Origin of the sequence: Aeromonas sp. QDB56 (assembly GCF_027705505.1) — a bacterium.
In the GTDB taxonomy this organism is placed as follows: Bacteria; Pseudomonadota; Gammaproteobacteria; order Enterobacterales; family Aeromonadaceae; genus Aeromonas; species Aeromonas caviae.
In genome coordinates, this window is sequence record NZ_JAPDBZ010000144.1 from 1 (window position 1) to 10,397 (window position 10,397).

The following is a 10,397-nucleotide window of genomic DNA, read 5'->3' on the forward strand; positions in this document are numbered from 1 at the left end:
TGCGCGAGCAGCTATCACCCAGTAATGGGAATCCCCCTCCTGTGACGCGAAGCGCTAAGGTGGGGGAGGATGTCAATGCAGGGCGTTTGAACCTATCGCTAACTCACCCATTCGGGTGTAGTATTGCGTCAATAAAAAACCAAAACAGTTAGGTTGTTTGATGCCAACGGTGTTGATCATTGGGGGCTGGCGAGTGGTGATTTATCCCAACGACCATCGTCCGGCGCATGTGCACGTGATTGGGGGCGGCTGCGAGGCGGTGTTTAATCTCTCAGGGGAGCAAGGCGGGCCTGAGCTGCGGGAAAACTACGGATTTGATAGTAAAGCGCTGAAGCGCATCTGGGCAGAGTTGCAAGGCAATCAAGCTCACCTGATAAGACAATGGGAGGTGATCCATGGAACTAACCGATGAAATGATTGCACAGGCAAATCAGCGCGGAGCCGAGGCTCGCAAGCGCAGTCCTGTTGCTACGAGCGTGCGTTATGACCGGAGGATCGGACGGGTTGTGATCGTCTTGTCGTCGGGGTTAGAACTGGCCTTTTCCCCTCATCTGGCGCAAGGGCTCGAAGCGGCTAAGCCTAGCGACTTGCAGGAGGTCGAAATCTCGCCGTCAGGGTTGGGAGTGCACTTTCCGAAGTTGGATGCAGATCTCTACTTGCCTGCTTTGCTGGAAGGGCTGTTGGGTTCGGCGAACTGGGCTGCATCCAAGATGGGGGCGAAGGGCGGCAAGGCAAAAACCCCCGCTAAAGTTGCAGCGGCGCGGGCAAACGGTGCAAAGGGTGGGCGCCCAAGAAAAAACGTGCCAGCGGCGGCCTGACTGCGGTAACGTACTGTCCAGAAAAGACAAACCCCGAATCTCTGTCCAATCAACTTGGCGGAAGATAACAGAGAGTTCGGGGTTGTGACGAATCACGAGGTAAAGAATACCACATGGATCACATCAAACAACCCTGCACCGCCAATAAGCGCGGTGACCGTTGGTAAAACCTGCAACAGCAGCATTCGTCGAGCGGCTCCCCAGTCGCCCCTACTGCACCAACGACAAATCGGCTGGACTGCTCATTCGTCCACAGGCCACAGCACTGGCCTATCGCCATATCCAGCACAACCCACCGCCCCATTGCCTCGGATCCCTGCTCTATCAAAAGGCGTTATTGAATAATCAAAATTTAAATTTGATGGTGGCCAGCGGCCCCAGCTAAGAGGATTTAATGGACAAGAAGCAAAAAGCGGCCCTGAACATGGCGAAGTTCATCAAGGGGCAGTCGCTGGAGTTGTTGGGGCGGCTGGAAGAGTTGGAGTTGGACGAGCGCGCCGAGCAGTGCGAACGGCTGCACGAGATGGCGGAGGAACTGCTGGCGGCGTTGCTGCGCGAGCTGCCGGTGGAGGCATGAACGCGGGTGATGCTGGCCCCAAAACCTGATCCCGCTAGATCCAGCCCTCAAACGCCCGCTCAGCCGTTGCACACTTTCCGCAAGGAAACGCCCTGGGTGGGGGCTTAAAACGCGCCAGAGCGCGGCTTGTGAGACCGATTTTCGGCAGGGGGCGTGTTTTAGCGGGTGGTGTCGGCGATTCACCATAACGTCCGTTATACGCACTTCAAAACTCCCTTCGGTTCGCCAGTTTTTGGCAAATTGCAGTACTGCAATCAGGTTGTGACGGCACTTGGATTGCGTGGTAAATTTAGGTATCACTAGGTAATACCATTGGCTAACAGTGAGGTTTTATGTCAGCAGCGACCAAACCCATGTCTATCAAACTTGATAGCGATACCCAAAGCCGGATCAAGCAGCTAGCTGCTGCCCGCGACCGTTCAGCGCACTGGATGATGCGCGAAGCTATCACCCAGTATGTTGAGCGCGAAGAGCGCAAGGAGGCGTTCCGCCGCGATACCCTCGATGCTTGGCAGGAGTTTCAGGAGACTGGTTTGCATGTCTCTCTTGACGAGGCCGACCAGTGGTTGGCTGGTTGGGGCACCGAGATTGAAGGTGGTGCACCTGCATGCCACAAGTGATCCTCTCTCCGGCTGCTCTGCGTGACCTTAAACGGCTGCGCGAGTTCTTGCACAGTAAGAGTCCGGTTGTTGCACAGCGAGCAGCCCAAACCATCCGCTCGGCGCTGACCCAGCTCGGGCAACAACCCGCGATGGGTCGTCCTATTGAAGGGCTCCCGGAGGCGTTCCGCGAGTGGGTGATCCCCTTTGGTGACAGTGGTTATCTGGCGCGTTACCGCTTAGAGGGCGAAACCGTAGTGATCTTGGCCCTGCGTCACCAACGCGAAGCTGGATTTATTTAGATGCTAAAATTCGCCATTTGAACATAAAAGGCGATGTGCGCCATTAAGCCTGAACGTCATGTTCGCGTTGACTTGGCGGAGTTATGTGGAAGACTATCTAACGCATTAGTATAGCCTTTCATATAACTGCAGTTAAGACTCAAGGGGTGTTTATGAATTCAGCGTTATTCGGATATTTCATTGGTGCATTTGCCTCATCACTTTTTATGGCGGCAGTTTGGTTAATAATCGCAAAAATAATACCTCCATTACGTTCCAGACCAAAAATTACATATTTCCCCGCTATGGCATTAGCACTTTTGGCTCAACTATTAACAATAAGTGGTCCAACAGCAATAAACTTTTCTGCAGCAGCTCTATGCATTGCGGTGTTGTTTTGGCAATTCAAGCGCGCGCAATCAAAATTGGAAGAGTGTAATGCATCGTCAGAAAGCAAATAGTCTTAAAAAATGCTTTTGTCTGATCGTCTAACTCGCGCGATGCCAGGCTGCGCCTTTCACCATAAATCAAAGACTTACATGTTGTGAACTGGCGACTATGTCCTTGCCTTACTCTATACCGAATTCTGAGGTGGCCCACACAAGAGATAACAAAATGATTATTTCCGTCACCGCAGCTATATATGCGAATAAATAAAGCTGATTATTTTTTGGGGGGTTAAATGATAGAGAGGCATTTAAAAAAAATCACGGCCTTGGTTTTTATTGTTGCTTATGTACTAGCTAAAGTTCTGATCGGCCCAATAACATGCAATAGCGGATGGAGCTCCCCATCCATTGGTCTTAGTGGTGCTTGTTCACATCATGGAGGTGTAGCTTCATGGAAAGGCACGTTACCAATATTATTAAGCGCCGCTGCTGCATTGTTTTTTTATTTTCATTTTAAACGCCAATGTCGAAATGCGCCTGATGTTTCAACTTCCCCTCTAATGGCAACTGCTTTTTTAAAAGTGGATATGGAGCAACAAGCGGTTGTTAGTAATGATGCAGAAACTCCTGCATCAGCAGGTAACTCAAAAAAGGATAGAGGTTGTAAAAATAAACCTTTATGCCCAAGGTGTCATTCCGCAATGAGACTAAGAACAGCAACTAAAGGCAATAATGCAGGACATAAATTTTGGGGGTGTAGTAAATATCCTAGGTGTAAAGGTACTCGATCCTATTTGCCTGAGAGCAAGTGAAGGATGGTTGCACTGTTGTTGGTGTTGAGCACAACACGGGGGTGTTGTAACGTACTGTCCATAAAAGACAAACCCCGAATCTCTGTCTAATCAACTTGGCGGAAGATAACAGAGAGTTCGGGGCCGTGACTTAATCACAGGAACAAGAATACCACATGGATCACATCAGACAACCCAGCACCGCCAATAAGCGCGGTGTTCGATGGTAAAACCAGCGCTTCAAGCCGCCGAGTTTGTCGATCGTCTCCCTCGTCGCCCCTACTGCACTGATGATCCGGCGCTGGGTCTGCATATCCGCCCGCAGGCAACTGCGCTGGCCTTCCGTCACATTCAGCACAATCCACCGCCGCACGTATCCTGCATTGTGTTTGATGTGGACAGAAAGCCCTATGAGCAACGGCGAGAGGGGTATCAAGAGTGGCGAGAACGTGGCTTGCCTGCGCCGCATTGGATAGCGATCAACCCCGAGAATGGCAATTACCACATTGGCTATCTGTTAGCCGCGCCCGTGGCTCGCACCAGTGCCGCAAGGCTTAAGCCGCTGCGCTATTTGGGGTCGGTTCAGAAAACGGAAAATAAAGCACGCTAAGCCGTTGCCCGACATCCCAAAGGACGATGGCCCAGTTCAGTGCGAGCTAAGTCTGCCTGCGTACCTTCTCCACTGTGCAATTCCCTGCACTCTTCTGGAGAAGCATCATGTACAGCTACACCAAACTTTCCCTTCTGGCCGTCGCCGTCGCTGCAACCGGCGCCGAGCAGCACGCCAACGGCAAGGCGTCACGCGCCGAGTACGAGAACTCGAAGCAAGGCTGGGTCTATGACGTCGAAGTCGTCAGCGGGGACAAGTTCTTCGATGTCCGGGTGAATGCCGACAAGGGTACGGTCATCTCGTCTGCCGAAGACAAGGCGGAACACGATGACGACCACGACAAGCGGGACTGATTTCCCGACAGCATAGATGGATCGTTTTCCTCGGAGGCGATCCGGCCCAGAGACCGCATGGAATCACTCAACCAAACATTGTTTCTCTGGCTCAATGCACCGGAGCACCCCAGCGCTTTGGCGCTGACGCTCGCCGTCTTTTTTGCCGAGCGGCTTATCTGGGCGGTGCCGCTCGTGATACCGGCCTGTCGTTTGGAGCAGTTTCCGCCGTTGTGCATCATCGTTGCCTTTCCGTCATAAGTAGGTAGAATAGGCTACCTATTTATGACGGAAAACCCAGATGTCCCTTGCTACCTCAAACAGGAAAGAGAGCGCCCACGACCGGCTGCTGAATGCCGCTGCCATCCTGTTCTATAACGATGGCATCGCGGCCACCGGCATCGACGCCATCGTCAAGAAAGCTGGCGTGGCAAAGAAAAGCCTCTACAACAACTTCGCCTCCAAGGCCGAGCTGGTAGCGCAATATCTGCAAATCCGGCACGCCGAATGGCTCTCGCTCTACGAGGTCCGCGTGCGCCAAGCCAAGGGGCCGGCCGAGCGGGTCCTGTCGGTGTTCGAGGCATACGCCGATCACGCCGAACATGCCTATGAGCGCGGGTTTCGCGGCTGCGGGCTGTTGAATGCAGCCGCCGAGTTCCCCGCCGGGGACGCTGGCCGCAAAGCTGTGCGCGCCCACAAGGAAGAAGTCGAAACCCTGTTGAACAAGCACCTTGCCGAACTGATGCCGGGTGATGGCGAGCGCACCGCGCAGCTTGCGCGGCATCTAGTCTTCCTGCTGGAAGGCGCGATTGTCCGCGCCGGCCTGGAAGGCAACAGCGATTGCGTCATCCAGGCCAAGCACATCGCCGCCTCGATATTGGGGGCAGCGTGAAAGTTTCATCGAAAGAACATCTGCTCGGGGTTGCCGGCGTTCTGGTGGCGGCTGTCCTATGGGGCACGACTGGCGTTTCCGCTACCTTCGCCCCGGAAGTTGGCGCGGCCGCGATTGGTGCGGCCGCTATGGGCGTCGGCGGTCTGCTTCAGACCGCCATCGCCACCCGAGCCATTGCCCGTCATGCGGCCGCGCTGAGCCTGCAATGGCGCTGGCTGCTGTTGGGCGCGCTGGCCGTGACCATCTACCCGCTGGCGTTCTATGGCTCAATGCGTCTGGCCGGCGTGACGGTCGGCACGGTGGTTTCCATTGGCTCCGCGCCGCTGCTGTCGGCTGTCATCGAGATGGTCATGGACGGCCTGCGCGTCAGCGCCCGATGGGTCATCGGGGCCGGCCTGGGACTGGTGGGCATGACCTTGCTCTGCATTGCGAAAATCAGCGGCCATAGCGCGGCTTCCGCTGCGCCATCCATCACCATCGGCGTGGCCCTGGGCCTGCTCGCGGGCTTGACCTATGCGCTGTATTCCTGGGCGGCCCGTCGCCTGATGCAGCGCCGTATCCCCTCGCGGGCGGCAATGGGTGCGATCTTCGGCATTGGCGGACTGCTGCTGATACCGGTGCTGTTCGCAACGGGTGCGCCGTTCCTGGCCTCATGGAACAACGCCGCCGTAGGCATCTACATGGCCTTGGTGCCGATGTTCCTGGGCTATGTCTGCTTCGGCTACGGGCTGGCTCGCATTGCGGCCAGCACGGCCACCACGATCACCCTGTTGGAGCCGGTCGTCGCGGCGGCGCTCGCCGCCGTCATCGTGGGCGAGAGGCTGCCCGCAATGGGTTGGGTGGGCGTTGCGCTCATCTTCGCGTGCCTGGTGTGCATCACCTTGCCGGTGCGGGCGCGCAGTCGAACGAATCCGGTACCTTCAACAAACCCGGCCTGACGGCGCAACACCAGCCGATCAGGCATCACATCACCCTCTTTCAACGCTAGGAATGACAGTAACCATCATGACGACAATTTCATGGGATGACTTCGCAAAGGTCGAACTGCGCGTGGGGCGCATCATCAAGGCCGAACCTTTTCCCGAGGCGCGCAAGCCGGCCTACAAACTGCTGGTCGATTTCGGGCCAGAGATCGGACAGCGCAAGTCCAGCGCACAAGTGACCGGCCTCTATGCAATGGATGAACTGCTGGGCAAGCAGGTAGTCGCCATCATCAACTTCCCGCCCAAGCAAATCGGACCGCTCATATCCGAATGCTTGGTGACGGGCTTCCCCGACGAACAAGGCCATGTGGCGCTGTGCGTGCCAGACAGGCCGGTGCCGTTGGGAGCAAAGCTGTTTTAGGCGGCCAGCGCCCATACAAAAAGGTGGGCCAAAATTTGGTGGCCATTATGGGGTTGTAAGCCGGAACCGCCGAATTTTCGGTCCATCCTCCAGCGCGGCCGAAGTGTCTGATTGGCCTACACCCTAACTTGGCGTCAAGTGTTGCCAATGAAATGCGTCAGGTTAGAGTTAAGGCAGGTATTTATTGACACAATGCGCGAAGGATCATAGATTCTTTCCTGACACATTTATGTCGTTTTCAGAAGACGGCTGCACTGAACGTCAGAAGCCGACTGCACTATAGCAGCGGAGGGGTTGGATCCATCAGGCAACGACGGGCTGCTGCCGGCCATCAGCGGACGCAGGGAGGACTTTCCGCAACCGGCCGTTCGATGCGGCACCGATGGCCTTCGCGCAGGGGTAGTGAATCCGCCAGGATTGACTTGCGCTGCCCTACCTCTCACTAGTGAGGGGCGGCAGCGCATCAAGCGGTGAGCGCACTCCGGCACCGCCAACTTTCAGCACATGCGTGTAAATCATCGTCGTAGAGACGTCGGAATGGCCGAGCAGATCCTGCACGGTTCGAATGTCGTAACCGCTGCGGAGCAAGGCCGTCGCGAACGAGTGGCGGAGGGTGTGCGGTGTGGCGGGCTTCGTGATGCCTGCTTGTTCTACGGCACGTTTGAAGGCGCGCTGAAAGGTCTGGTCATACATGTGATGGCGACGCACGACACCGCTCCGTGGATCGGTCGAATGCGTGTGCTGCGCAAAAACCCAGAACCACGGCCAGGAATGCCCGGCGCGCGGATACTTCCGCTCAAGGGCGTCGGGAAGCGCAACGCCGCTGCGGCCCTCGGCCTGGTCCTTCAGCCACCATGCCCGTGCACGCGACAGCTGCTCGCGCAGGCTGGGTGCCAAGCTCTCGGGTAACATCAAGGCCCGATCCTTGGAGCCCTTGCCCTCCCGCACGATGATCGTGCCGTGATCGAAATCCAGATCCTTGACCCGCAGTTGCAAACCCTCACTGATCCGCATGCCCGTTCCATACAGAAGCTGGGCGAACAAACGATGCTCGCCTTCCAGAAAACCGAGGATGCGAACCACTTCATCCGGGGTCAGCACCACCGGCAAGCGCCGCGACGGCCGAGGTCTTCCGATCTCCTGAAGCCAGGGCAGATCCGTGCACAGCACCTTGCCGTAGAAGAACAGCAAGGCCGCCAATGCCTGACGATGCGTGGAGACCGAAACCTTGCGCTCGTTCGCCAGCCAGGACAGAAATGCCTCGACTTCGCTGCTGCCCAAGGTTGCCGGGTGACGCACACCGTGGAAACGGATGAAGGCACGAACCCAGTGGACATAAGCCTGTTCGGTTCGTAAACTGTAATGCAAGTAGCGTATGCGCTCACGCAACTGGTCCAGAACCTTGACCGAACGCAGCGGTGGTAACGGCGCAGTGGCGGTTTTCATGGCTTGTTATGACTGTTTTTTTGTACAGTCTATGCCTCGGGCATCCAAGCAGCAAGCGCGTTACGCCGTGGGTCGATGTTTGATGTTATGGAGCAGCAACGATGTTACGCAGCAGGGCAGTCGCCCTAAAACAAAGTTAGGAATCACAAAGGACAGCATCATGACCAACAGCAACGATTCCGTCACACTGCGCCTCATGACTGAGCATGACCTTGCGATGCTCTATGAGTGGCTAAATCGATCTCATATCGTCGAGTGGTGGGGCGGAGAAGAAGCACGCCCGACACTTGCTGACGTACAGGAACAGTACTTGCCAAGCGTTTTAGCGCAAGAGTCCGTCACTCCATACATTGCAATGCTGAATGGAGAGCCGATTGGGTATGCCCAGTCGTACGTTGCTCTTGGAGGCGGGGACGGATGGTGGGAAGAAGAAACCGATCCAGGAGTACGCGGAATAGACCAGTTACTGGCGAATGCATCACAACTGGGCAAAGGCTTGGGAACCAAGCTGGTTCGAGCACTGGTTGAGTTGCTGTTCAATGATCCCGAGGTCACCAAGATCCAAACGGACCCGTCGCCGAGCAACTTGCGAGCGATCCGATGCTACGAGAAAGCGGGGTTTGAGAGGCAAGGTACCGTAACCACCCCAGATGGTCCAGCCGTGTACATGGTTCAAACACGCCAGGCATTCGAGCGAACACGCAGTGATGCCTAACCCTTCCATCGAGGGGGACGTCCAAGGGCTGGCGCCCTTGGCCGCCCCTCATGTCAAACGTTAGCACCACTGAAAACCCGCTTTACTCAAGCCCATGTTTATTCAAACGGCGTTCAACTTCTCAAGCGTTTTTCAGCGCTGGGCTTGCCGTTTCTCCGGGCTTCGCCTGATGGCGTTGTGTCGATTTCCAGCCTTTTTAGGCTCCAGCCCTTGCGTGGCAAGCGCAAGCAGCTATCGTTTTACAAGTGCTGTGCTGCCTCGGTGGCGCTGTGATTTTTCGCAGTTTGTGCCCGTCGCCAAATTCAAGTTATCCGTTTTGGCTTCTGGCTCTAACATTTCGGTCAAGCCGACCCGCCTTCGGCGGTCGGCTTACCTCGCCCGTTAGACGGCAAAGTCACAGACCGCGGGATCTCTTATGACCAACTACTTTGATAGCCCCTTCAAAGGCAAGCTGCTTTCTGAGCAAGTGAAGAACCCCAATATCAAAGTTGGGCGGTACAGCTATTACTCTGGCTACTATCATGGGCACTCATTCGATGACTGCGCACGGTATCTGTTTCCGGACCGTGATGACGTTGATAAGTTGATCATCGGTAGTTTCTGCTCTATCGGGAGTGGGGCTTCCTTTATCATGGCTGGCAATCAGGGGCATCGGTACGACTGGGCATCATCTTTCCCCTTCTTCTATATGCAAGAGGAGCCTGCTTTCTCAAGAGCACTCGACGCCTTCCAAAGAGCAGGTGATACCGTCATTGGCAATGATGTCTGGATAGGCTCGGAGGCAATGATTATGCCTGGCATCAAAATTGGAGACGGTGCCGTGATAGGTAGTCGCTCGTTGGTGACAAAAGATGTAGAGCCTTATGCCATCATCGGGGGAAATCCCGCAAAGCAAATTAAGAAGCGCTTCTCCGATGAGGAAATCTCATTGCTCATGGAGATGGAGTGGTGGAACTGGCCACTAGATAAAATTAAGACAGCAATGCCTCTGCTGTGCTCGTCAAATATTTTTGGTCTGCATAAGTATTGGCGCGAGTTTGCCGTCTAACAATTCATTCAAGCCGACGCCGCTATGCGGCGCGGCTTAATTCCGGAGTTAAACATCATGAGGGAAGCGGTGATCGCCGAAGTATCGACTCAACTATCAGAGGTAGTTGGCGTCATCGAGCGCCATCTCGAACCGACGTTGCTGGCCGTACATTTGTACGGCTCCGCAGTGGATGGCGGCCTGAAGCCACACAGTGATATTGATTTGCTGGTTACGGTGACCGTAAGGCTTGATGAAACAACGCGGCGAGCTTTGATCAACGACCTTTTGGAAACTTCGGCTTCCCCTGGAGAGAGCGAGATTCTCCGCGCTGTAGAAGTCACCATTGTTGTGCACGACGACATCATTCCGTGGCGTTATCCAGCTAAGCGCGAACTGCAATTTGGAGAATGGCAGCGCAATGACATTCTTGCAGGTATCTTCGAGCCAGCCACGATCGACATTGATCTGGCTATCTTGCTGACAAAAGCAAGAGAACATCATGTACAGAACCTTAAGCGGCAAGCGAATTAATAATACCGTCTAACGTGTTGTTTTGCTTGGATTTTCTCTGCC

At 55.2% G+C, this 10,397-nt stretch carries 17 protein-coding genes and 1 pseudogene; 17 read left to right on the forward strand and 1 reads right to left on the reverse strand.

Annotated elements, in window-relative coordinates; translation table 11 throughout:
* Positions 1-160: 160 nt before the first annotated feature.
* From OKB81_RS17170 to OKB81_RS17230, 13 genes are all read left to right on the forward strand, one after another.
* The gene (locus OKB81_RS17170; protein WP_041206019.1) at positions 161-412 is read left to right on the forward strand and encodes a DUF4160 domain-containing protein; all 252 of its coding nucleotides are present in this window, start codon (positions 161-163) and stop codon (positions 410-412) included.
* Positions 396-818, forward strand: a complete 423-nt coding sequence (locus OKB81_RS17175; protein WP_041206020.1) for a DUF2442 domain-containing protein — start codon at positions 396-398, stop codon at positions 816-818. Before OKB81_RS17170 ends, OKB81_RS17175 begins: the two co-directional genes overlap by 17 nt.
* Positions 819-1,212: 394 nt before the next feature.
* Entirely contained in the window at positions 1,213-1,395 is a 183-nt protein-coding gene (locus OKB81_RS17180; RefSeq protein WP_005324832.1) for a Rop family plasmid primer RNA-binding protein, read from the forward strand.
* A gap of 353 nt (positions 1,396-1,748) precedes the next feature.
* Positions 1,749-2,015 (forward strand): CopG family ribbon-helix-helix protein, encoded by a 267-nt coding sequence (locus OKB81_RS17185; protein ID WP_233421456.1) that lies wholly within the window; start codon positions 1,749-1,751, stop codon positions 2,013-2,015.
* Positions 2,003-2,296 (forward strand): type II toxin-antitoxin system RelE/ParE family toxin, encoded by a 294-nt coding sequence (locus OKB81_RS17190; protein ID WP_041206022.1) that lies wholly within the window; start codon positions 2,003-2,005, stop codon positions 2,294-2,296. Before OKB81_RS17185 ends, OKB81_RS17190 begins: the two co-directional genes overlap by 13 nt.
* Positions 2,297-2,448: 152 nt before the next feature.
* Entirely contained in the window at positions 2,449-2,736 is a 288-nt protein-coding gene (locus OKB81_RS17195) for a hypothetical protein (protein ID WP_147273935.1), read from the forward strand.
* A 221-nt stretch (positions 2,737-2,957) separates the two neighbouring features.
* Positions 2,958-3,476 carry a topoisomerase DNA-binding C4 zinc finger domain-containing protein gene (locus tag OKB81_RS20815; protein ID WP_081805719.1) on the forward strand — a complete coding sequence of 173 codons (519 nt, stop codon included), beginning with the start codon at positions 2,958-2,960 and terminating at the stop codon, positions 3,474-3,476.
* Positions 3,477-3,678: 202 nt separating this feature from the next.
* Complete coding sequence (locus OKB81_RS17205) at positions 3,679-4,065, forward strand: replication initiation protein (RefSeq protein ID WP_233421458.1); 387 nt, start codon at positions 3,679-3,681, stop codon at positions 4,063-4,065.
* 107 nt (positions 4,066-4,172) lie between these two features.
* Positions 4,173-4,418, forward strand: a complete 246-nt coding sequence (locus OKB81_RS17210) for a PepSY domain-containing protein (RefSeq protein ID WP_270665453.1) — start codon at positions 4,173-4,175, stop codon at positions 4,416-4,418.
* Between the two features lie 57 nt (positions 4,419-4,475).
* Positions 4,476-4,658 (forward strand): hypothetical protein, encoded by a 183-nt coding sequence (locus OKB81_RS17215; protein WP_270666992.1) that lies wholly within the window; start codon positions 4,476-4,478, stop codon positions 4,656-4,658.
* Between the two features lie 40 nt (positions 4,659-4,698).
* Positions 4,699-5,289: a TetR/AcrR family transcriptional regulator gene (locus OKB81_RS17220; RefSeq protein WP_270666991.1), complete on the forward strand. Its 591-nt coding sequence runs from the start codon at positions 4,699-4,701 to the stop codon at positions 5,287-5,289.
* Complete coding sequence (locus tag OKB81_RS17225) at positions 5,286-6,227, forward strand: DMT family transporter (protein WP_270666990.1); 942 nt, start codon at positions 5,286-5,288, stop codon at positions 6,225-6,227. Before OKB81_RS17220 ends, OKB81_RS17225 begins: the two co-directional genes overlap by 4 nt.
* Positions 6,228-6,294: 67 nt before the next feature.
* On the forward strand, positions 6,295-6,633 hold the full coding sequence (locus OKB81_RS17230) for a tRNA-binding protein (RefSeq protein ID WP_270666993.1): 339 nt from the start codon (positions 6,295-6,297) through the stop codon (positions 6,631-6,633).
* Between the two features lie 432 nt (positions 6,634-7,065).
* Here the strand turns inward: OKB81_RS17230 and intI1 are convergent, their stop codons facing one another.
* Positions 7,066-8,079 (reverse strand): class 1 integron integrase IntI1, encoded by a 1,014-nt coding sequence (gene intI1 / locus OKB81_RS17235; protein ID WP_000845048.1) that lies wholly within the window; start codon positions 8,077-8,079, stop codon positions 7,066-7,068.
* 160 nt (positions 8,080-8,239) lie between these two features.
* On the opposite strand from intI1, the gene aac(6')-Ib reads away from it, so the two are divergent.
* The 4 genes and pseudogenes from aac(6')-Ib to OKB81_RS17255 form a co-directional block, all read left to right on the forward strand.
* On the forward strand, positions 8,240-8,794 hold the full coding sequence (gene aac(6')-Ib / locus OKB81_RS17240; protein WP_159287722.1) for an AAC(6')-Ib family aminoglycoside 6'-N-acetyltransferase: 555 nt from the start codon (positions 8,240-8,242) through the stop codon (positions 8,792-8,794).
* Between the two features lie 169 nt (positions 8,795-8,963).
* Positions 8,964-9,179 (forward strand): DUF1010 domain-containing protein, encoded by a 216-nt coding sequence (locus tag OKB81_RS17245; protein ID WP_270805332.1) that lies wholly within the window; start codon positions 8,964-8,966, stop codon positions 9,177-9,179.
* Between the two features lie 30 nt (positions 9,180-9,209).
* Entirely contained in the window at positions 9,210-9,842 is a 633-nt protein-coding gene (gene catB, locus OKB81_RS17250; RefSeq protein WP_270805331.1) for a type B chloramphenicol O-acetyltransferase, read from the forward strand.
* 57 nt (positions 9,843-9,899) lie between these two features.
* Positions 9,900-10,328, forward strand: a pseudogene (locus tag OKB81_RS17255) (aminoglycoside adenylyltransferase family protein); the annotation flags it as partial.
* Positions 10,329-10,397 lie beyond the last annotated feature (69 nt).